This window comes from Serpentinimonas barnesii (assembly GCF_000696225.1).
In the GTDB taxonomy this organism is placed as follows: domain Bacteria; phylum Pseudomonadota; class Gammaproteobacteria; order Burkholderiales; family Burkholderiaceae_C; genus Serpentinimonas; species Serpentinimonas barnesii.
Genome location: NZ_BAWN01000020.1, coordinates 46,231 through 66,609 on the forward strand (window position 1 = coordinate 46,231; position 20,379 = coordinate 66,609).

The following is a 20,379-nucleotide window of genomic DNA, read 5'->3' on the forward strand; positions in this document are numbered from 1 at the left end:
GGCCCGGCGAAAGGCTCGCATGTTCACCCCCACGCTCACTAATCGTTCGCTGCCCCCCGAGGGGGCGCTCGCCTTCCTTGGGGCGGCCCGGCGAAAGGCTCATCATGCTTGAAATAGAACTCGACGGCAAAAAGGTGGAGGTGCCACCGGGCAGCATGATCATGCATGCGGCCGAGAAGGCGGGCCAGACCATCCCGCATTTCTGCTACCACAAAAAGCTCTCCATCGCCGCCAACTGCCGCATGTGCCTGGTGGAAGTGGAAAAAGCGCCCAAGCCCATGCCGGCTTGCGCCACCCCGGTGACGCAGGGCATGATCGTGCGCACGCGCAGCGAAAAAGCCATCAAGGCGCAGCAGTCGGTGATGGAGTTTTTGCTCATCAACCACCCGCTCGATTGCCCGATCTGCGACCAAGGCGGCGAGTGCCAGTTGCAGGACTTGGCCGTGGGCTACGGCGCCGGCCAGTCGCGCTACCAAGAGGAAAAGCGCGTGGTGGCGCACAAAGAGGTGGGCCCGCTGATTTCCATGGAGGAAATGAGCCGCTGCATCCACTGCACCCGCTGCGTGCGCTTTGGGCAAGAGATCGCCGGCCAGATGGAGCTGGGCATGAGCCACCGCGGCGAGCACGCCGAGATCGAAACCTTCGTCGGCCAGACGGTGGACTCCGAACTCTCGGGCAATATGATCGACATCTGCCCGGTGGGCGCGCTCACCAGCAAGCCCTTTCGCTACCAGGCCCGCACCTGGGAGCTGTCGCGGCGCAAGAGCATCAGCCCGCACGACTCCACCGGCGCCAACCTGATCGTGCAGGTTAAAAACCACCGCGTGCTGCGCGTGGTGCCGCTGGAAAACGAGGCCGTCAACGAGTGCTGGATTGCCGACCGCGACCGCTTCAGCTACGAAGCCCTCAACTCCGACGAGCGCCTGACGCAGCCCATGCTCAAGCAAGGCGGGCAGTGGCGCAGCGTCGATTGGCAAACCGCGCTCGAATACGTGGCCAATGGCCTGCAACAGATCAAGACCGATCACGGTGCCGCAGCGATTGCTGCCGTGGCCAGCCCGCACTGCACCGTGGAAGAGCTGCACCTGGCTGGCGCGCTGCTGCGCGGCTTGGGCAGCCAGAGCATCGACACGCGCTTGCGCGCCGCCGACTACACCAACGCCGCCCCTGTGGGCGCGGCGCGCTGGCTCGGGCTGCCGATCGCCGAACTCTCTACGCTCGAGCGCGTGCTGGTGATCGGCTCCAATCTGCGCAAAGACCACCCGCTGCTGGCGCAGCGCATCCGCCAAGCGCAGCGCCGCGGGGCCCAGGTGAGCGCCTTGGTGGCCGAGACCCCGGACTGGGCGCTGCCGCTGGCGCACACGCTGGTGGCCGATCCAGGCCGCTGGCCGCTGGAGTTGGCCGGTATTGCCGCGGCCGTGGCGCAAGCGCAGGGCATTGCTTCGCCGGTGCCCGATGCCGTTGCGGTGAACGAACGCGCTCGCGCCATCGCTGCCTCGTTGTTGGGCGGCGAGCGCAAGGCGCTGTTGCTGGGCAACGCTGCTGCGCACCACGAGCAGGCCTCCAGCCTGTTGGCGCTGGCGCAGTGGATCGCCCAACGCACGGGCGCGCGCTGGGGCTTCTTGAGCGAAGCCGCCAACACCGTGGGCGCGCAACTGGTGCAGGCGCTGCCTGGTGCCGGTGGCCTCAACGCCACCCAAATTTTGAGCGGTGCCGCCAAAGCGGTGCTGTTGCTCAACGCCGAAGTCGGGCTCGACACGGCGGTGTGTGGCAAAGGGCTGGCGCAGGCGCAGATGGTCGTGAGCCTGAGCCCCTTCAAGGCCAACCTCGAACACTGCGACGTGCTGCTGCCCATCGCCCCCTTCACCGAGACCTCGGGCAGCTTCGTCAACGCCGAAGGGCGCTTGCAGAGCTTTCATGCCGTGGTGCGGCCGCTGGGCGAAGCGCGCCCGGCCTGGAAGGTGCTGCGCGTGCTGGGCCAACTGCTGGGCCTGCCCGGTTTCGATGCCGAGAGCTCGCAAGCCGTGCTGGCGCAAGCCCTGCCCGGTGTGGCCAGCGGCCAGTTCGTACCCGCCGAGCGGCTCGACAACCGCAGCCAGGCCGCCATCGAGCTCACGGTGGGCAGCGCCACGCCCTGCGTGGCCTCGATCTACCAGCTTGATAGCCTGGTGCGCCGCGCCCCTTCGCTGCAGCAAACCGCCGACGCCCGTGCGGCCTGCACCGCCGCCAACGCCCACCAGACCGGAGACTGCGCATGATCGACGCCCTCTACTACGGCGGCCTGAACCTGGTCGCAGCCGCCTGGTGGCAAGAAGCCGCCTGGCCGGTGCTGTGGGCCCTGATCAAGATCATGGTCATCGTGGCACCCCTCATGGGCGCGGTCGCCTACCTCACGCTGTGGGAGCGGCGCCTGATCGGCTTCATGCAGGTGCGGCTGGGGCCAAACCGCGTCGGGCCGCAAGGTTTGCTGCAACCCATCGCCGACGCCTTCAAGCTGCTCACCAAAGAGCTCATCACCCCCACGGCGGCCAGCCCGGGCCTGTTCTGGATCGCCCCCATGCTGGCCATCATGCCGGCGCTGGCGGCTTGGGCCGTGATTCCCTTCGGCCCCGAAGCGGTGCTGGCCAACGTCAACGCCGGCTTGTTGCTGCTGCTGGCCATCACCTCGATCGAGGTTTACGGCGTGATCATCGCCGGCTGGGCCGCCAACTCCAAATACGCCTTCTTGGGCGCGCTGCGCGCCTCGGCGCAGATGGTGAGCTACGAAATCGCCATCGGTTTTTGCTTCCTGGTGGTGGTCATGACCGCCGGCAGTCTGCAACTGGGCGAAATCGTCGCTTCGCAGCAGCAGGGCATGTTTGCCGACATGGGGCTCAACTTCCTGTCCTGGAACTGGTTGCCACTGCTGCCGATCTTCCTCGTCTTCCTCATTTCGGGCGTGGCCGAAACCAACCGCCACCCCTTTGACGTGGTCGAGGGCGAGGCCGAGATCGTGGCCGGGCACATGGTCGAATACTCGGGCATGCGCTTTGCCATCTTCTTCTTGGCCGAATACGCCAGCATGTGGCTGATCTCGATCCTGGCGGTGCTGATGTTCTTGGGCGGCTGGTCGGCCCCGATCGCGGCGCTGGACTTCATCCCCGGCTGGATCTGGCTGGCGCTCAAGACCTTCTTCGTGGTCTCGCTGTTCATCTGGATACGCGCCACCTTCCCCCGTTTCCGCTACGACCAGATCATGCGTCTGGGCTGGAAGATTTTCATCCCCGTCACGCTGATTTGGCTGGTGGTGGTCGCCGTCTGGATGCAGACGCCGTGGAACATCTGGGATTAAGAGGAGCACTTGCATGTCTGCCACCGCCGTTGCACCTTTCTCGCTGAAAGACTTTCTCAAGAGCTTCCTGCTCGTCGAGCTGTTCAAGGGCATGGCCCTGACCGGCCGCTACGCCTTTAGGCCCAAGGTCACGCTGCAATATCCGGAAGAAAAAACCCCGCTCTCGCCGCGTTTTCGCGGCCTGCACGCGCAACGCCGCTACGAAGATGGCGAGGAGCGCTGCATTGCCTGCAAGCTGTGCGAAGCGGTGTGTCCGGCCATGGCCATCACCATCGAGGCGGCCGAGCGCGACGATGGCACGCGGCGCACCACGCGCTACGACATCGACCTCACCAAGTGCATCTTCTGCGGCTTTTGCGAAGAGGCCTGCCCGGTCGATGCCATTGTGGAAACCCACATCCTCGAATACCACGGCGAAAAGCGCGGCGACCTGTACTTCACCAAAGAGATGCTGCTGGCCGTAGGCGACCGCTACGAAAAAGAGATCGCCGCCGCCCGTGCGGCCGATGCGCCCTACCGCTGACCCAGACCGCTCAACCAGGCAGAACACGATATGGATTTTCAAGCGGGATTTTTCTACGCCTTTGCGGCGGTGCTGCTGTTTGCCGCCTTCAAGGTGATTACGGCGCGCAACGCGGTGCACGCGGTGCTGTACCTGATGCTGGCCTTCGCGCAGGCGGCAGCGATCTTTTTGCTGCTCAAGGCCGAGTTTCTGGCCATCACGCTGGTGCTGGTCTATCTGGGCGCGGTGATGGTGCTGTTTTTGTTCGTCGTCATGATGATGGACATCGACATCGAGGCCATGCGCAAGGGCTTTTGGCGCCACTTCCCCATCACGGCGCTGCTGGGGCTTGTGGTTAGTGCACAGTTGATTGTGGTGCTGTGGTTTGGTTTCCCCGAGATGATGGTGGACCCGCAGGTGCTCACGCGCGGCATGCACGCGCCAGGGCATGAGAACACGCTCGAGCTCGGCCTGTTGCTCTATTCCGCCTACCTGTACCCGGTGCAGATTGCCGGCGTGATTTTGCTTGTCGGCATGATTGCCGCCATCGCGCTGGTGCTGCGCGAGCGCAAAGACAGCAAGGCCATCGATGCCGGCGTGCAGGTGCGCGTCAAGGCCGCCGACCGCTTGCAGGTGCTAAACATAGCGCCCACGCCCAAGCCCGGTGCGGCGCCGCCGCCAGCCAAGGCCGAGGAGGGCCAGCCATGATGACCACGCTCACCCTAGGGCATTTCCTCTCGCTCGGGGCGCTGCTGTTTGCGCTCTCGGTGGTGGGGATATTCCTAAACCGGCGCAACCTGATCGTGCTGCTGATGTGCATCGAGCTGATGCTGCTGGCGGTCAACATCAACTTCGTCGCCTTTGCCTACTTCCACGGCGATCTGCACGGGCAGGTCTTCGTGTTCTTCATCCTCACCGTGGCGGCGGCCGAATCGGCCATCGGGTTGGCGATTTTGGTGCTGTTGTTCCGCAACCGCCAATCGATCCGCGTCGATGAGCTCAACGCGCTCAAGGGCTGACAGGCCACAAGGACAGTCACAAGCATGAGTACTACCCTTTCTGCAAGCACGCTGCTGGCGGTGCCGCTGGCGCCCTTGATCGGCGCGGTGCTGGTCGGCATCTTTGGCACCCGTTTGGGCGACAACTGGTTCGGGCGCCGCCTGTGCCACACCATCGCCATTTTGGGCGTGCTGGTTTCCTTCATTTTGTCGCTCTCGGTGCTGCTCGACGTGATCGACGGCGCGCGCTTCAACGACTCGATCTACGAGTGGATGGTGATCGGTGGCCTGACGATGGAGATCGGCTTCATGGTCGATGGCCTGACGGCGATGATGATGGTCGTCGTCACCTTCGTCTCGCTCATGGTGCACCTCTACACCATCGGCTACATGGAGGAAGACGAAGGCTACAACCGCTTCTTCGCCTACATCTCGCTCTTTACCTTCTCGATGCTCATGCTGGTCATGAGCAACAACCTGCTGCAACTGTTTTTCGCCTGGGAGGCGGTGGGGCTGGTGTCGTACCTGCTGATTGGCTTCTGGTACAAGCGCCCGACGGCAATTTTCGCCAACATGAAGGCCTTTTTGGTCAACCGCGTGGGCGACTTGGGCTTCATCCTCGGCATTGCGCTCATCGCCGCCTACACCGGCAGCCTGAACTACACCGAGATCTTTGCCAAACTGCCCGAACTGGCGACGATCGAGTTCCCCTGGTACATCCTGGGCCAGGAGTCGCTGCTGGTCACCGTGATCGCCATCTGCCTGTTCATCGGCGCCATGGGCAAGTCGGCCCAGTTTCCCTTGCACGTCTGGCTGCCGGACTCGATGGAAGGCCCGACCCCGATCTCGGCCCTGATCCACGCCGCCACCATGGTGACGGCCGGCATCTTCATGGTCGCACGCATGTCGCCGGTGTTTGAGTTGTCGGATGCGGCACTCAACTTCATCCTCATCATCGGGGCCATCACGGCACTGTTCATGGGCTTCTTGGGCATGGTGCAAAACGACATCAAGCGCGTGGTGGCCTACTCCACCTTGTCGCAACTGGGCTATATGACGGTGGCGCTGGGCGCCTCGGCCTACTCGGTGGCGCTGTTTCACCTCATGACGCACGCCTTTTTCAAGGCGCTGCTGTTCCTGGCGGCGGGTTCGGTGATCATGGGCCTGCACCACAACCAGGACATGCGCTGGATGGGCGGCTTGCGCAAGTACATGCCCATCACTTGGATCACGGCGCTGCTGGGTACGCTGGCGCTGGTCGGGATGCCGCTGTTTTCCGGCTACTACTCCAAAGAGGCGATCAAGCTCTCGGCCGAGTTCAGCACCCTGCCTGCGGCCACCTTTGCCTACTACGCCTTGCTGGCGGGCGTGTTCGTGACCTCGTTCTACTCGTTCCGGCTCTACTTCATGGTCTTTCACGGCCCCGAGCGCTACCACCTGAACCCGGATGCGCACCACGACGGCCACGACGATCACCACGGCCACGACGCCAAACCGCACGAATCGCCCTGGGTGGTGACGGTGCCGCTGCTGCTGCTGGCCGTGCCCTCGGTGGTGATCGGCTACCTGACCATCGGCCCGATGCTGTTTGGCGACTTTTTGGCCGACGCCGTGCACGTCAACCACGCCCTGCACCCGGCCATGACCGAGCTGGCGGCGCTCTACCACGGCCCCATCGCCTTTGCCCTCAAAGCCTTTAGCTCCATCGGGCTCTATCTGGCGATTGCCGGGGCCTTGCTGGCCTGGTATTTGTACCTGCACAACCCGAAGCTCGCGCCCGTGATTGCGCACAAGCTGCGCCCGCTGGTGGTGCTGCTGGAAAACAAGTACTACCTCGACTGGTTCAATGAAAACGTGATCGCCCGCGCCACCATGGCGCTCGGCAGCGGGCTCTGGAAGGGCGGCGACCGCGGCCTGATCGAAGCCGGGGTGGTGAATATGAGCTGGAAGCTGGTGGGCCGCGTGGCGGCGGTGGTGCGCCAGGCGCAGACCGGCTACCTTTACCACTATGCCTTTGTGATGATCGTGGGTGTGCTCGCGCTCATGACCTACTTCGTCTGGCGCTAAGGAGAATAAGAACATGGGTTTGCTTAGCCTTGCGATCTGGACGCCGATCCTTCTCGGTGCCGCGCTGCTGGCCTTTGGGCGCTGCCTGAGTGCGCAGCAGGTGCGCTGGGCGGCGCTGGCCGCTGCCCTGCTCGGGCTGGCCGTCACGCTGCCGCTCTACACCGGCTTTGAAATCGGCACGACCGGGTTTCAGTTTGTTGAAAAAATGCTCTGGATTGAGCGCTTCAATGTGCACTACCACCTCGGCGTCGATGGCATTTCGCTGTGGCTGATTTTGCTCACCGCCTTCACCACGGTGATTGCCGTGATTGCCAGTTGGGAGTCGATCACCGAGCGCGTGCACCAGTACATGGGCGCTTTCTTGGTCTTGTCCGGGGCCATGATCGGCGTGTTTGCGGCCCAGGATGCGCTGCTGTTCTTCCTGTTCTTCGAAGCCACCCTCATTCCGATGTACCTCATCATCGGCATCTGGGGCGGCCCGAACCGCATCTACGCCGCCTACAAGTTCTTCCTCTACACGCTGCTCGGCTCGCTGCTGATGCTGCTGGCGCTGATCTACCTCTACAACGCCTCGGGCGGCAGCTTCGACCTGCAAGATTGGTACAAACTGCCGCTCACCAGCACCGAGCAGACGCTGCTGTTCTTTGCCTTCCTGGCCGCCTTCGCCGTCAAGGTGCCGATGTGGCCCGTCCACACCTGGTTGCCCGACGTACACGTGGAAGCCCCGACCGCCGGTTCGGCGGTGCTGGCGGCGATCATGCTCAAGCTGGGTGCCTACGGCTTTTTGCGCTTTTCGCTGCCCATCACCCCAGACGCCTCGCAAGAGTGGGCCTGGCTGATGATTGCGCTCTCGCTCATCGCCGTGATCTACGTCGGGCTGGTGGCGCTGGTGCAGCAGGACATGAAAAAGCTGGTGGCCTACTCCTCGGTGGCGCACATGGGCTTTGTCACGCTGGGCTTTTTCCTGTTCAACGAGCTGGCGCTGGCCGGTGCCATCGTGCAGATGATCGCGCACGGCTTCGTCTCGGCCGCCATGTTCCTGTGCATCGGCGTGCTCTACGACCGCATGCACTCGCGTGAAATCGCCGACTACGGCGGCGTCATCAACCCCATGCCCAAGTTTGCCGCCTTCGCGCTGCTGTTCACCATGGCCAACGCCGGCATGCCGGGCACGGCAGGCTTTGTGGGCGAGTGGATGGTGATCTTGGGTGCGGTGCAAGCCAATTTCTGGATCGGCCTCGGGGCTGCCACGGCGCTCATACTGGGCGCGGCCTATTCGCTGCTGATGTTCAAGCGCGTCTATCTGGGCGCCGTGGCCAACGACAACGTAAAGGCGCTGTTCGACATCAATGCCCGCGAATACTTCATCTTGGCCGTGCTGGCGCTGGCGGTGTTGTTCATGGGTGTGTATCCCAAGCCCTTCACCGACGTGATGATGCCCGCCGTGACCGAGTTGCTGCTGCACATCTCGGTCAGCAAGCTGCCCTGATTCGCCCGCCCCATCTGGATTTGAAAGAGCACCCCCATGATTGACCGATTGAGTTGGGCCGCGATCACCCCCGAGCTGCTGCTGCTGGTGATGGTCTGCGTGATCGCCATTTACGATTTGTTCCTTAAGTCGCCGCAGCGCTTGGCCACCCATTACCTGACGCTGCTCACGCTGGCCGCGGCCGCCTTCCTCACCGGCTCGGCGGCGCTCAGCGGCCAGACCTTCAGCGGCTTTGGCGGCATGGTGGTGAGCGACCCCATGGGCAACTGGCTCAAGTGCTTTGCCGCCCTCACCATGATGGTGCTGCTGGTCTATGCCCGCCCCTACGCCGGGGCGCGCGGCATGCTACGCGGTGGCGAGCTCTACACCTTGGGGCTGTTTGCCTTGCTGGGCATGTACGTGATGATCTCGGGCCACAACCTGCTCATCATCTACCTCGGGCTGGAGCTGCTGGCGCTGTCGAGCTTTGCGCTGGTGGCCTTGCGCCGCGACGACCTGCGCGCGACTGAGGCGGCCATGAAGTACTTCGTGCTGGGCGCGCTGGCCAGCGGCTTCTTGCTTTACGGCATGTCGCTGGTTTATGGGGCCACGGGCACGCTCGACATTCAAGCCCTGGCTGTGGCCATCGAAGCCGGGGTGGCGCAGCCGCAGGTGCTGGTGCTGGGCCTGGTGTTCTTGGTGGCGGGCTTGGCATTCAAGCTCGGGGCGGTGCCTTTCCATATGTGGGTGCCCGACGTGTACCACGGCGCGCCCACAGCCATCACGCTGTTCATCGGCTCGGCCCCCAAGCTGGCCGCCTTTGCCATCGTGATGCGGCTGCTGGTAGAAGGCATGCCCGCGCTGGCCTTCGACTGGCAGCAGATGCTGGCGGTGCTGGCGGTGCTCTCGCTGCTGGTGGGCAACTTGGCGGCGGTGGCGCAGACCAACCTCAAGCGCATGCTGGGTTTTTCGGCCATCGCGCAAGTGGGCTTTTTGCTGCTGGCCTTTGTGGCCGGGGTGGGCGCCGACGGCAACACCGCCAACATGAGCACCGCTTACAGCGCCGCCATGTTCTACATCATCACCTACGTGATCACCACGCTGGCGGTGTTTGGCGTAATCTTGCTGCTCAGCCGCGAGGGCTTCGAGTCCGAGGAAATCGACGACCTGGCTGGCCTGAACCAGCGCAGCCCGCTGTACGCGGGCGTGATGGCGGCGGGCATGTTCTCGCTCGCTGGGGTGCCGCCGCTGGTGGGCTTTTACGCCAAGCTCACGGTGCTGCAGGCGCTGCTGGCCGCGGGCGATGGGGTTTATCTGTGGCTGGCGGTGTTTGCGGTGCTGATGTCGCTGGTGGGTGCGTTCTACTACCTGCGCGTGGTCAAGGTGATGTACTTCGATGCGCCCAAGCAGACGGCAGTAATTGCGGCCCCGCTGGAACTGCGCGCCGTGCTCTCGCTCAACGGGGCGATGTTGCTGGTGTTGGGGCTATTCCCCGGTGCGCTGCTGGCCCTTTGCGCGCAAGCCATTGCATCGCTGCTGGTTTGAGTTAAGCTGCACGCCATGAATTTGGACTTCTACGTTTTTCTGGTGCTGGGCTTGGCTCTGCTGTTTGCCAATTTGCCTTTTTGGAGTCAGCGCGTGTTGCTGGTTTGGCCTTGGCGCGGCGAGGGCCAGAAGCCCTTGTGGCTGCGTTTGACCGAGCTGGTGATTTTTTACTTCGTGGTGGGTGCGATTGCCAAGGCGATCGAACACAGCCAGGGGCAAATCTACCCGCAAGGCTGGCAGTTTTACGTTGTCACCATTTCCTTGTTCCTCACCTTTGCCTTTCCCGGCTTTGTCATTCGTTACATGCTGGCGCGCCGCACCTAGTGCCTTGGTTGGCATGAAGGTGCTCGATCTGTCCTGTGAGCAGGGGCACCTGTTTGAGGGCTGGTTCGGCTCGGATGCCGATTTCCAGTCGCAGCTGTCGCGCGCGCTGATCGACTGCCCCATGTGTGGCAGCCAGCAGATCCAAAAGCGCCTGAGCGCACCCCGCCTCAATCTGGGCAAGTCTGGCGCCGCCGCCAGCTTGCCGACCGGCCCTGCGCCGTCCACACCCGGCTTGGCTGCGACGCCGGCCGAGCAGCAGGCCAAGGCGCTGCGCTTGTTGCGCCAGGTGCTGGCCCAAACCGAAGACGTGGGGGAGCAATTTTCCCAACAGGCGCTGCAGATGCACCAAGGTGAACTCGAGCCGCGCCCCATACGCGGCCAAACCACCGCAGATCAGGCCGTGGAACTGATAGAGGCGGGTGTGCCGATCGTGCCCTTGCCCAATCTGCCGCTGCTCAAGCAAACCTTGCAGTAGGCCACTGCGCTCAGGGGTAGAGCCCGCGCAGTTCACGTGCGTGCAATATGCGCCGACACGCCACGATGAAGGTGGCGGTGCGCAGGCTGACGCGGTGCTCGTTGGCCACCGCCCAGATGGCTTCGAAGGCACCGCGCAAAATCTGCGCCAGCCGCTGATTGATTTCTTCCTCGTTCCAAAAGAAGCTGGAAAAATCCTGCACCCACTCAAAGTAGCTCACCGTCACGCCGCCGGCGTTGGCAATCACGTCGGGCACAACCAGTATGCCGCGCTCGTTGAGGATGTCGTCGGCGGCTGGGGTGGTGGGGCCATTGGCCCCTTCGATCACCATGCGGGCGCGGATGCGCTGTGCGTTGGCTTCGGTGATCTGGCGCTCCAGCGCGGCGGGCACCATGATCTCGCACTCCACGTCCCAAAAGCTGTCGCTGGGCAGGGCTTGGGCTCCCTCAAAGCCGGCCACGCTGCCATGCGCCGCCACGTGTGCGGTGAGTGCCGCCACATCGAGCCCGCCGCCGTGGTACACGGTGCCGCCGTGGTCCTGCACCGCCACCGTGCGCACGCCGGCTTGCGCCAGCAGCTTGGCCGAGACGCTGCCCACGTTGCCAAAGCCTTGCAGCGCCACCCGAGCGCCTTGCAGTTCGAGCCCGATGTGCCGCGCCGCCTCGGTGCAGATGATCGCCACGCCGCGCCCGGTGGCTTCGCGGCGCCCGAGCGAGCCGCCGAGGTCGATCGGCTTGCCGGTGACAACGCCGGTGGCGGTCTCGCCCACGTTCATGGAGTAGGTGTCCATCATCCAGGCCATGACGCGCTCGTTGGTGTTGACGTCGGGGGCGGGGATGTCTTTGGTCGGGCCGATGATGAGCCCGATCTCGCTCGTGTAGCGGCGCGTGACGCGCTCGAGTTCGGCCAGCGAGAGGGTTTTGGGATCGACCCGGATGCCGCCCTTGGCGCCGCCGTAGGGCACGTTGACGGCGGCATTCTTGATCGACATCCAAGCCGCCAGCGCCATCACTTCGGCCAGCGTCACATCCTGGTGAAAGCGCACGCCGCCTTTGCCGGGGCCGCGCGAGGTGTTGTGCTGCACCCGGTAGCCCTCAAAGTGGGCGATGCGGCCATCGTCGAGGCGGATGGGTACGTCGACGATCAGGCTGCGCTTGGGGCGCTTGAGGGTTTCGATCCAACGGCTCAGAGGCCCCAAGTAGGGGGCCACCCGGTCGATCTGCTGCAAATAGTCGCCCCAGGGGCCGAGGTGGGCCGGGTCGAGGTAGGAGGGCAGGGCGTGACCGCTCAAGGGGCTGGGCCCCGGGGCGGCGGTGGGGGCGCTGGGGCTGTTCATGGGCGGTGGGCTGCGGTGAGGGGCGTAGGTGGGTGGGTGTTACAACACCTCGCTGGCAAAGTCGGCCAGGCGCGAGCGCTCGCCGCGTGCCAAGGTGATGTGGCCGCCATGTGGCCAGCCTTTGAAGCGGTCCACGGCGTAGGTCAAGCCCGAGGAGCCTTCGGTGAGGTAGGGGGTGTCGATCTGCGCCAGGTTGCCCATGCAGATGATCTTGGTGCCCGGCCCGGCGCGGGTGATGAGCGTTTTCATCTGCTTGGGCGTGAGGTTTTGCGCCTCGTCGATGATCACGTATTTGTTCATGAAGGTGCGCCCGCGCATGAAGTTCATGCTTTTGATCTTGACCCGGCTGCGGATCAGGTCGTTGGTGGCGGCGCGCCCCCATTCACCGGCGTTGCCGCCGTCGCCCTTGGCCAAAAATTCGAGGTTGTCGTCGAGCGCGCCCATCCAGGGGCCCATTTTTTCTTCTTCGGTGCCAGGCAAAAAGCCGATGTCCTCGCCCACGCTGACGGTGGCACGGGTCATGATGATCTCGGTGTAGCGGCGCTCATCGAGCACCTGCGTCAGGCCAGCGGCAAGGGCCATCAGGGTTTTGCCGGTGCCGGCGGTGCCGGCCAGGGTGACGAAGTCGATCTCGGGGTCCATCAGCAGGTTGAGGGCGAAATTTTGCTCGCGGTTGCGGCTGGTGATGCCCCAGACCGAGCTTTTTAGGTGCGTGTAGTCTTTGAGCGTGCGCAGCACGGCCTGCTTGGTGCGCAGCTCGGTGACGCGGGCATACAGGGCGGGCTCGCCTGCCGACTCGAAATACACAAACTGGTTGATCGCCAGTTTGTCGACCACCGGGCCGCTGATGCGGTAGTAGGTGTGGCCGCCTTGCTGCCAGCTTTCCAGGGTTTTGCTCTGGCGGGTCCAGAAATCGTGCGGCAGCGCCAGCGAGCCAGGGTAGAGCAGTTCGCCGTCATCGAGGGTTTTGTCGTTTTGGTAGTCTTCGGCGGCCAGCCCCAAGGCGCGCGCCTTGATGCGCATGTTGATGTCTTTGGACACCAGCACCACCTGGCGCAGCGGGTGCTTGAGCGTGAGGGCTTGCACCACGCCCAGAATTTGGTTGTCGGCCTTGCCTTGCGGCAGGCTGGCGGGCAGCTCGTGGGACAGTGGCTCGGTCTGGAACAGCAGCAAGCCGGTGGCTTCGCGGTTGCTGCTGGCGGCCAGCGGCACGCCATGGTGGATATCGGCCCCTTTTTGCGCCACCAGCGCGTCGAGGGTGCGGCTGGCTTGGCGGGCGTTGCGCGCCACGTCGCTCATGCCCTTTTTGTGCCCGTCAAGCTCTTCGAGCACGATCATGGGCAGGAAGATGTCGTGTTCCTCGAAGCGAAACAGGCTGCTCGGGTCGTGCATCAGCACGTTGGTGTCGAGCACAAACAGGCGGGTCGGGCCTTTGCTGTTTGGGCTGCCGTTGCCGTTTTTGTTGCCCGGCCTGGTGCTGCGTTTGCTGCGGCTTGGGCTGGCCGCTGCGGGGGCCGTGCTGGGCGGGGCGATCTGCGCGGCGCTGGGCGAGCCGGCTGGCGCTAGGCTGGGCGGGGCCTCGGCGGCCGCTGGCGGCGCCACGGTGGGCGCGGCCAGCAGGCTGGCTAGCGCAGGGGTGCTGCCCGAGGCGCGGGCCGCCGCGGCAGGGGAGCGGGCCGGCGCCTCGGCGCCCGGGCGTGCACGACGCGCAGCGCCGGTGGCGGCTTGGGCCAGCACCGGCGGGGGGCTTGGGTCGGGCGAGGGAGCCAAGCTGGTGGCGGGGGAGGCAGCCAGCTCGGCGGCTTTGGCTGGCACACGGCCGGCCTTTTTGGTAGGGGCGGGGGGCAGGGGCATGCAAACATTATGCACGACTGCGGGCGCGCAGCCCCGGGCGGTAAAGGATCAGGCGGCTTTCTTGAGCAGCTTGACGGCTTTGAGCACTTCTTCTACGTGACCCGGCACTTTGAGGCCACGCCACTCTTGCAGCAGCACCCCGGTGGGGCTGATCAGGAAGGTGCTGCGCTCGATGCCCTTGACCTTCTTGCCGTACATGATCTTGTTTTTGACCACGCCGAACATGTGGCACATTTTTTCTTCGGTGTCGGCGATCAGCTCAAAGGGCAGCTCGAGTTTGGCTTTGAATTCATCGTGCGACTTCATGTTGTCGCGCGAGACGCCAAACACCTGCGCGCCGGCCTTGACGAAATCGGCGTAGTGGTCGCGAAACTGCATCGCTTCGGTGGTGCAACCGGGGGTGTTGTCTTTGGGGTAAAAAAACAGCACCACGGCCTGCCCGAGGTGCGACAGCTGCGTGACCTTGACTCCGCCCGTGGCACTGGCTTCGAATTCGGGTATGGATTTGTTGACGACGACAGCCATTTAAAAAGTCCCTTGCTCGATAGGAGGCGTTGGGCTGCGCAAAAACCTTGCGCCCTTGACAGGGCCATCTGCACACAGCGCCAATCGCCCAAAACAAGGGTCTATTTTAGCGCGATTCGGGGCCGGGCGTAAGGCCGGCCGGGTCGGACTCGATCAGCAGCGCGGCCGCCACGCGGCGGCCCTCGGCGGCCAAGATGTTGTAGGTGCGCGCGGCGGCCAGCGTGTCCATGGTCTCGACGCCGATGCCGGCCTCGATCAAGGGGCGCAACAGCGCCGGGGCGACGAAGCGCAGCCGCAGGCCGCTGCCCAGCAGCAGCAGCTCGGGCCGCCAATCGGCCAGCAGGGCGAAGTGCTGCACGCTGAGGTCGGCGTGGCGGGCGCAGTCCCACGCTTGCAGGCGGCCATCGGCGCACAGCAGCAGGCTGTGGCGGTAGGTGGTGGCGCCAATCTGCAACCAGCCGGGCCCGTGGGCGCGCACGCTGGTGCTCTCAATGCGATCGGCTTGCAGTTTCATGGGTGCGGGTAGGGTAAAGTGTGGTGAAATTATAGGTTTCGCTCTTACAGCCCGTTCACACCACATCAGCCATGCCCACACCGCCGCTGCTCAAATCGGCCAAACTGGCCAACGTCTGCTACGACATTCGCGGACCCGTGCTGGACAAGGCGCGCGCGATGGAGGAAGAAGGCCACAAGATCATCAAGCTCAACATCGGCAACATCGCCGCTTTTGGCTTGCAGCCGCCCGACGAGATTGTGCAAGACATGATCCGCAACCTGCCAACCCCCACGGCAGCCGGCTACACCGACAGCAAGGGCCTGTTTGCGCCGCGCAAGGCGGTGGTGCACTATACGCAGGAAAAGGGCATCGCCGGGGTGACGGTCGATGACATCTATCTGGGCAACGGCGCCAGCGAGCTGATTGGCATGAGCCTCAACGCGCTGCTCAACAGCGGCGACGAGGTGCTGATTCCGGCCCCCGACTACCCGCTCTACACCGCCAGCGTGGCGCTGGCCGGTGGCACGCCGGTGCATTATCTGTGCGACGAAGGCAGCGGCTGGCTGCCCGACCTAGACGACATCCGGCGCAAGATCACGCCGCAGACCAAGGGGATTGTGGTCATCAACCCCAACAACCCCACCGGCGCGCTCTACCCGGACGATCTGCTGCGCGCCATCGTCGAGATCGCGCGCCAGCACAACCTGGTGATTTTTGCCGACGAAATCTACGACAAAACGCTCTACGACGGCGCCACCCACACCAGCGTGGCGGCGCTGGCCGACGAGGTGCTGGTGCTCACCTTCAACGGCCTGAGCAAGAACTACCGCTCCTGCGGCTACCGCGCCGGCTGGATGGTGGTCTCGGGCGACAAGCGGCGCGCGCGCGACTACATCGAGGGCCTCAATATGCTGGCCTCGATGCGTTTGTGTGCCAACACGCCGGGGCAGTTGGCGATCCAGACCGCGCTCGGCGGCTACCAGAGCATAAAGGACCTGGTCGCCCCCAGCGGGCGCCTTTGCCGCCAGCGCGATCTGGCCTACGAGCTGATGAACCAGATTCCGGGCGTGAGCGTGGTCAAGCCCAAGGCGGCGCTGTATATGTTCCCGCGCCTGGACCCCAAGATGTACCCGATTGCCGACGACCAGCAGTTTGCCTACGAGCTGCTGGCTGAAGAAAAAGTGCTGATCGTGCAGGGTACGGGCTTTAACTGGCCGCAACCCGACCATTTCCGTCTGGTTTTCCTGCCGCATGCCGACGACTTGGCCGAGGCCATCGGGCGCATCGCGCGCTTTTTGGCGCACCTGCGCAAGCGCCACGGCACCTAAAATTTTTTTGATTTGATGAAAGACCCCACAGAGATGAAAGCGATACAAGTAGGCCTGCTCGGCATCGGCACCGTGGGCAGCGGTGTGTTTGAGGTGCTGCGCCGCAACCAGACCGAAATCCAGCGCCGCGCCGGGCGTGGCATAGCAATTGCCGCCGTGGCCGATCTCGACCAAGAGCGCGCGCGCCGCCTGGTGGGCGAGGCCGTGCCGGTGTTTGGCGACGCACGCGCCGTGCTGGCCAATCCGGAAATCGACATCGTGGTTGAGCTGATTGGCGGAGTGGGCGTGGCGCGGGCGCTGGTGCTCGAAGCCATAGCCGCGGGCAAGCACGTGGTGACGGCCAACAAGGCGCTGCTGGCGGTGCACGGCAGCGAGATTTTCCAGGCCGCCCAAGAGCGCGGCGTGATGGTGGCCTTCGAGGCGGCGGTGGCCGGCGGCATCCCGATCATCAAGGCGCTGCGCGAGGGCCTGACGGCCAACCGCATCCAGTGGGTGGCGGGCATCATCAACGGCACCACGAACTTCATTTTGAGCGAGATGCGCGACAAGGGGCTGGATTTTGGCACCGCGCTGGCGCAGGCGCAGCAACTGGGCTACGCCGAGGCCGACCCGCGCAACGACATCGAAGGCATAGACGCGGCGCACAAGGCGACCATCCTGAGCGCCATCGCCTTTGGCATCCCGGTGCAGTTCGAGCGCGCCCACATCGAGGGCATCACCCGGCTGGCGGCGAGCGACTTCAAGTACGCCGAGCAACTGGGCTACCGCATCAAGCTGCTGGGCATTGCCAAGCGCCAGGCCAGCGGCATCGAGCTGCGCGTGCACCCATGCCTGGTGCCGGCCAAGCGCCTGCTGGCCAATGTGGAAGGGGCGATGAACGCCGTCATGGTGCAGGGCGACGCGGTGGGCACCACGCTCTACTACGGCAAGGGCGCGGGCAGCGAGCCGACCGCCAGCGCGGTGATCGCCGATTTGGTGGACGTGACGCGGCTGCACACCGCCGACCCGCTCAACCGGGTGCCGCATCTGGCCTTCCAGCCCGACGCCCTGAGCGCGCTGCCGATCCTGCCCATGAGCGCGGTGCAGACCAGCTACTACCTGCGCCTGTGCGTGGCCGACCAGGCCGGGGTGTTGGCGCAAGTGACCGGGATTTTGGCGGCTGCCGACATCAGCATCGATGCCGTGCTGCAGCGCGAGGCCGAGCAGGGCGCGGCGCAGACCGAGCTCATCATCCTCACGCACCAGACCCGCGAGGGCGCGATGGACGCCGCGCTGGCGCAGATGCAGGCCCTGCCCACGGTGTTGGCGCCGATCGTGCGCATCCGCAAAGAGGAGCTGGCCTGATGCGCTACCTCTCGACCCGCGGGCACCCCGAGCGGCTGCGTTTTTGCGACATCCTGCTCGAAGGGCTGGCCCCCGACGGCGGCCTGTACCTGCCCGAGCAGTACCCCCAAGTCGATGCCGCCACGCTGGCGCGCTGGCGCGGCGTTTGGGCCGGGCAGGGTTATGCGGCGCTGGCCTTCGAGATTTTGTCGCTCTACATCGACGACATCCCGCCCGCCGACTTGCGCGCCCTGTGCCAGAAAACCTACACCGCCGCAGTGTTTGGCAGCCCCGCCATTGTTCCGCTGCGCCGGCTCGATGAAGGGCTGTGGATAGCGGAGCTGTCCAACGGCCCCACGCTGGCCTTTAAGGACATGGCGATGCAGTTGCTGGGCAACCTGTTCGAGTACGAACTGGGCCGGCGCGGGGCGCAACTCAACATCTTGGGCGCGACCAGCGGCGACACCGGCAGCGCCGCCGAATACGCCATGCGCGGCAAGCGGGGCGTGCGCGTGTTCATGCTCTCGCCGCACGGGCGCATGAGCGCCTTCCAGCAGGCGCAGATGTTCAGCCTGCAAGACCCCAACATCCACAACCTGGCGATCGAGGGCGTGTTCGACGACTGCCAGGACATCGTGAAGGCGGTCAGCGCCGACCTCGAATTCAAGCGCCGCTACCAGATCGGCACCGTCAATTCGATCAACTGGGCGCGCTTGCTGGCGCAGGTGGTGTACTACTTTGCCGGCTATTTCAGTCTGACACGATCCGACGCCGAGCGCATCAGCTTCGCCGTGCCCAGCGGCAATTTTGGCAACGTCTGCGCCGGCCATGTGGCGCGCATGATGGGCCTGCCAATCGAGCAACTGGTGGTGGCGACGAACGAAAACGACGTGCTCGACGAGTTCTTTCGCACCGGCTGCTACCGCGTGCGCCCGAGCGCCCAGACCTTCGAGACCTCCAGCCCCTCGATGGACATCTCCAAGGCCAGCAACTTCGAGCGCTTCGTGTTCGACCTGCTCGGACGCGACGCAGCGCGCACCCAGGCCCTGTTTGGTGCCGAGCTGGCACGCAAGGGCCACTTCGACCTCAGCGCCGACCCGGCCTTTGCCCAGATCCGCAGCCGCTACGGCTTCGTGAGCGGGCGCAGCAGCCACGCCGACCGGCTTGCCACCATCCGCGCCGCTTGGCAGCACAGCGGCCAGATGCTGGACCCGCACACCGCCGACGCGGTGCAGGTGGCGCGCCAGCACCTGCAAGCGGGCACGCCCATGGTGGCGCTGGAAACCGCCCTGCCGGTGAAGTTTGCCGCCACGCTGGTGGAGGCGCTGGGGCGCGAACCCGAGCGCCCCGCGGCGCTCGAAGGCATCGAACACCTGCCCAAGCGGGTGCAGGTGCTGCCGCCCGAGGTGGGGCGGGTGAAGGCCTACATCCAGGCGCACTGCAGCGATTCATGAACCCCGCCGCCGCCCCTGCCGCATCGGCCCCCGCCCGCCCCGGCCTGCTGGCGCTAGACGACGCGCTGGCGGCCCTGCTGGCGACGGCCCAGCCCCTGAATGAGATTGAGACGCTGCCGCTCGATGAGGCCTACGGCCGCGTGCTGGCGCAGGATCTGCGTGCCGCGCTCGACGTGCCCGGTTTTGACAACAGCGCCATGGACGGCTACGCGGTGCGCGCCGCCGACGTCGCGGCCGCCCACGCCGCCGGGGCGGCTTTGCCGGTGAGCCTGCGCATTGCCGCCGGGGCGGTCGGGGCTGCCCTGCCGGTGGGCACGGTCGCGCGCATCTTCACCGGCGCCCCCATCCCCGCCGGGGCCGACGCGGTGCTGATGCAAGAAGACGCCGCGGCCAGCGCCGACGCCAGCGGCCAGCCACTGGTGCGTTTTCTCAAACCGGCGCAGGCAGGCCAGCACATCCGCCGCCGGGGCGAAGACATCGCCTGTGGGCATATCGTATTGCCCGCGGGCACCTTGCTCGGCCCAGCCGAAATCGGCTTGGCCGCCAGCCTGGGTTCGGCGCAACTGCCGCTGCGCCGGCGCCTGCGCGTGGCGCTGCTGAGCAGCGGCGACGAGCTGATCGAGCCCGGCAGCGTTCCCCCCGGGCAGTTGCCGCCGGGCGCAATCTACAACAGCAACCGCTATTTTTTGCGCGCCCTGTTGCAGCGCTTGGGCTGCCTGGTGAGCGTCTGCACCCCGGTGCCGGATCGGCTCGACGCGACCGTGGCGGCGCTGCGCGAGGCGGCGCAGGGTCACGACCTGGTGCTGAGCAGCGGCGGCGTGTCGGTGGGCGAAGCGGATCACCTCAAGGCCGCCGTGCAAACCTTGGGCGGCCTGCACCAGTGGCAGATCGCCATCAAACCCGGCAAACCTTTTGCGCACGGCTGGCTGGAGCGGGCTGCGGCCAGCGCAGGCGGGCGCTGTCACTACATCGGCCTGCCCGGCAATCCGGTGGCCAGTTATGTCACCTTTTTGCTGTTGGTGCAGCCCTTCGTGCGCCGCTTGCAGGGTGTGCAAGGTGTGAACGGTTGCGCCATCCCGGGCCTGCCCCAACCCATCGAACTGCCCGCGCATTTCGACTGGCCTGCCGCAGAGCGCCGGCGCGAGTTCCTGCGTGTGCGCCGCAACGCCGCCGGCGGGCTCGACCTCTACCCGAACCAAGGCTCGGGGGTGCTCAGCTCCATCGCTTGGGCCGACGGGCTGGTTGATAAAGCCCCGGGGCAGACCATCGCCCACGGGGATCGGGTGCCTTACTGGCCGCTGGAAACCGGGCTGGGTTGAACGGGGGGGCGCCCACGCCCAACACCGGGCTGGG

18 protein-coding genes are annotated in these 20,379 nt (G+C 65.2%); 14 read left to right on the forward strand and 4 right to left on the reverse strand.

Translation table 11 applies throughout. From position 1 onward, the window contains the following. The first annotated feature begins 104 nt into the window (after positions 1-104). The 10 genes from nuoG to SRAH_RS06720 are packed head-to-tail and all read left to right on the forward strand — an operon-like array spanning position 105 to position 10,710. Positions 105-2,258 (forward strand): NADH-quinone oxidoreductase subunit NuoG, encoded by a 2,154-nt coding sequence (gene nuoG, locus SRAH_RS06675; protein WP_029462575.1) that lies wholly within the window; start codon positions 105-107, stop codon positions 2,256-2,258. Next, on the forward strand, positions 2,255-3,331 hold the full coding sequence (nuoH, locus tag SRAH_RS06680; protein WP_029462576.1) for an NADH-quinone oxidoreductase subunit NuoH: 1,077 nt from the start codon (positions 2,255-2,257) through the stop codon (positions 3,329-3,331). Before nuoG ends, nuoH begins: the two co-directional genes overlap by 4 nt. Positions 3,332-3,344: 13 nt before the next feature. Then, complete coding sequence (nuoI, locus tag SRAH_RS06685; protein ID WP_029462577.1) at positions 3,345-3,854, forward strand: NADH-quinone oxidoreductase subunit NuoI; 510 nt, start codon at positions 3,345-3,347, stop codon at positions 3,852-3,854. A 30-nt stretch (positions 3,855-3,884) separates the two neighbouring features. Further along, on the forward strand, positions 3,885-4,541 hold the full coding sequence (locus tag SRAH_RS06690; RefSeq protein WP_029462578.1) for an NADH-quinone oxidoreductase subunit J: 657 nt from the start codon (positions 3,885-3,887) through the stop codon (positions 4,539-4,541). Further along, on the forward strand, positions 4,541-4,852 hold the full coding sequence (nuoK, locus tag SRAH_RS06695; protein ID WP_029462579.1) for an NADH-quinone oxidoreductase subunit NuoK: 312 nt from the start codon (positions 4,541-4,543) through the stop codon (positions 4,850-4,852). Before SRAH_RS06690 ends, nuoK begins: the two co-directional genes overlap by 1 nt. A 24-nt stretch (positions 4,853-4,876) precedes the next feature. Then, on the forward strand, positions 4,877-6,898 hold the full coding sequence (gene nuoL, locus SRAH_RS06700) for an NADH-quinone oxidoreductase subunit L (protein WP_029462580.1): 2,022 nt from the start codon (positions 4,877-4,879) through the stop codon (positions 6,896-6,898). 13 nt (positions 6,899-6,911) lie between these two features. Then, the gene (locus tag SRAH_RS06705) at positions 6,912-8,387 is read left to right on the forward strand and encodes an NADH-quinone oxidoreductase subunit M (protein WP_029462581.1); all 1,476 of its coding nucleotides are present in this window, start codon (positions 6,912-6,914) and stop codon (positions 8,385-8,387) included. A 36-nt stretch (positions 8,388-8,423) separates the two neighbouring features. Then, positions 8,424-9,911 carry an NADH-quinone oxidoreductase subunit NuoN gene (gene nuoN / locus SRAH_RS06710; RefSeq protein ID WP_029462582.1) on the forward strand — a complete coding sequence of 496 codons (1,488 nt, stop codon included), beginning with the start codon at positions 8,424-8,426 and terminating at the stop codon, positions 9,909-9,911. 15 nt (positions 9,912-9,926) lie between these two features. After that, the gene (locus SRAH_RS06715) at positions 9,927-10,235 is read left to right on the forward strand and encodes a DUF2818 family protein (protein WP_029462583.1); all 309 of its coding nucleotides are present in this window, start codon (positions 9,927-9,929) and stop codon (positions 10,233-10,235) included. 13 nt (positions 10,236-10,248) lie between these two features. Then, positions 10,249-10,710 carry a DUF1178 family protein gene (locus SRAH_RS06720; protein WP_029462584.1) on the forward strand — a complete coding sequence of 154 codons (462 nt, stop codon included), beginning with the start codon at positions 10,249-10,251 and terminating at the stop codon, positions 10,708-10,710. 10 nt (positions 10,711-10,720) lie between these two features. Here SRAH_RS06720 and SRAH_RS06725 read toward each other — a convergent pair whose 3' ends face one another. The 4 genes from SRAH_RS06725 to SRAH_RS06740 all read right to left on the reverse strand — a co-directional run bounded on the left by SRAH_RS06725 (position 10,721) and on the right by SRAH_RS06740 (position 14,939). Beyond that, entirely contained in the window at positions 10,721-12,046 is a 1,326-nt protein-coding gene (locus SRAH_RS06725; RefSeq protein WP_029462585.1) for a Glu/Leu/Phe/Val family dehydrogenase, read from the reverse strand. A 39-nt stretch (positions 12,047-12,085) separates the two neighbouring features. Continuing rightward, positions 12,086-13,900 carry a PhoH family protein gene (locus SRAH_RS06730; protein WP_029462586.1) on the reverse strand — a complete coding sequence of 605 codons (1,815 nt, stop codon included), beginning with the start codon at positions 13,898-13,900 and terminating at the stop codon, positions 12,086-12,088. Between the two features lie 48 nt (positions 13,901-13,948). Next, complete coding sequence (locus SRAH_RS06735) at positions 13,949-14,425, reverse strand: peroxiredoxin (protein ID WP_029462587.1); 477 nt, start codon at positions 14,423-14,425, stop codon at positions 13,949-13,951. A gap of 106 nt (positions 14,426-14,531) precedes the next feature. Continuing rightward, complete coding sequence (locus SRAH_RS06740) at positions 14,532-14,939, reverse strand: Mth938-like domain-containing protein (RefSeq protein WP_029462588.1); 408 nt, start codon at positions 14,937-14,939, stop codon at positions 14,532-14,534. Between the two features lie 71 nt (positions 14,940-15,010). On the opposite strand from SRAH_RS06740, the gene SRAH_RS06745 reads away from it, so the two are divergent. The 4 genes from SRAH_RS06745 to SRAH_RS06760 are packed head-to-tail and all read left to right on the forward strand — an operon-like array spanning position 15,011 to position 20,345. After that, entirely contained in the window at positions 15,011-16,249 is a 1,239-nt protein-coding gene (locus tag SRAH_RS06745) for a pyridoxal phosphate-dependent aminotransferase (RefSeq protein WP_029462589.1), read from the forward strand. 33 nt (positions 16,250-16,282) lie between these two features. After that, a complete protein-coding gene (locus SRAH_RS06750; RefSeq protein WP_029462590.1) occupies positions 16,283-17,593 on the forward strand; it encodes a homoserine dehydrogenase in 1,311 nt (436 codons plus the stop codon). Further along, positions 17,593-19,026, forward strand: a complete 1,434-nt coding sequence (thrC, locus tag SRAH_RS06755) for a threonine synthase (RefSeq protein WP_029462591.1) — start codon at positions 17,593-17,595, stop codon at positions 19,024-19,026. Before SRAH_RS06750 ends, thrC begins: the two co-directional genes overlap by 1 nt. Next, positions 19,023-20,345 (forward strand): molybdopterin molybdotransferase MoeA, encoded by a 1,323-nt coding sequence (locus SRAH_RS06760; protein ID WP_029462592.1) that lies wholly within the window; start codon positions 19,023-19,025, stop codon positions 20,343-20,345. The genes thrC and SRAH_RS06760 overlap by 4 nt, the downstream gene beginning before the upstream one ends. Positions 20,346-20,379: the final 34 nt, after the last annotated feature.

Excerpts from the sequence above, each read along its gene's own strand:
- nuoG (WP_029462575.1), top strand. The coding sequence starts at position 105 with ATGCTTGAAATAGAACTCGACGGCAAAAAGGTGGAGGTGCCACCGGGC.
- nuoH (WP_029462576.1), top strand. The coding sequence starts at position 2,255 with ATGATCGACGCCCTCTACTACGGCGGCCTGAACCTGGTCGCAGCCGCC.
- nuoI (WP_029462577.1), top strand. The coding sequence starts at position 3,345 with ATGTCTGCCACCGCCGTTGCACCTTTCTCGCTGAAAGACTTTCTCAAG.
- SRAH_RS06690 (WP_029462578.1), top strand. The coding sequence starts at position 3,885 with ATGGATTTTCAAGCGGGATTTTTCTACGCCTTTGCGGCGGTGCTGCTG.
- nuoK (WP_029462579.1), top strand. The coding sequence starts at position 4,541 with ATGACCACGCTCACCCTAGGGCATTTCCTCTCGCTCGGGGCGCTGCTG.
- nuoL (WP_029462580.1), top strand. The coding sequence starts at position 4,877 with ATGAGTACTACCCTTTCTGCAAGCACGCTGCTGGCGGTGCCGCTGGCG.
- SRAH_RS06705 (WP_029462581.1), top strand. The coding sequence starts at position 6,912 with ATGGGTTTGCTTAGCCTTGCGATCTGGACGCCGATCCTTCTCGGTGCC.
- nuoN (WP_029462582.1), top strand. The coding sequence starts at position 8,424 with ATGATTGACCGATTGAGTTGGGCCGCGATCACCCCCGAGCTGCTGCTG.
- SRAH_RS06715 (WP_029462583.1), top strand. The coding sequence starts at position 9,927 with ATGAATTTGGACTTCTACGTTTTTCTGGTGCTGGGCTTGGCTCTGCTG.
- SRAH_RS06720 (WP_029462584.1), top strand. The coding sequence starts at position 10,249 with ATGAAGGTGCTCGATCTGTCCTGTGAGCAGGGGCACCTGTTTGAGGGC.
- SRAH_RS06725 (WP_029462585.1), bottom strand. The coding sequence starts at position 12,046 with ATGAACAGCCCCAGCGCCCCCACCGCCGCCCCGGGGCCCAGCCCCTTG.
- SRAH_RS06730 (WP_029462586.1), bottom strand. The coding sequence starts at position 13,900 with ATGCCCCTGCCCCCCGCCCCTACCAAAAAGGCCGGCCGTGTGCCAGCC.
- SRAH_RS06735 (WP_029462587.1), bottom strand. The coding sequence starts at position 14,425 with ATGGCTGTCGTCGTCAACAAATCCATACCCGAATTCGAAGCCAGTGCC.
- SRAH_RS06740 (WP_029462588.1), bottom strand. The coding sequence starts at position 14,939 with ATGAAACTGCAAGCCGATCGCATTGAGAGCACCAGCGTGCGCGCCCAC.
- SRAH_RS06745 (WP_029462589.1), top strand. The coding sequence starts at position 15,011 with ATGCCCACACCGCCGCTGCTCAAATCGGCCAAACTGGCCAACGTCTGC.
- SRAH_RS06750 (WP_029462590.1), top strand. The coding sequence starts at position 16,283 with ATGAAAGCGATACAAGTAGGCCTGCTCGGCATCGGCACCGTGGGCAGC.
- thrC (WP_029462591.1), top strand. The coding sequence starts at position 17,593 with ATGCGCTACCTCTCGACCCGCGGGCACCCCGAGCGGCTGCGTTTTTGC.
- SRAH_RS06760 (WP_029462592.1), top strand. The coding sequence starts at position 19,023 with ATGAACCCCGCCGCCGCCCCTGCCGCATCGGCCCCCGCCCGCCCCGGC.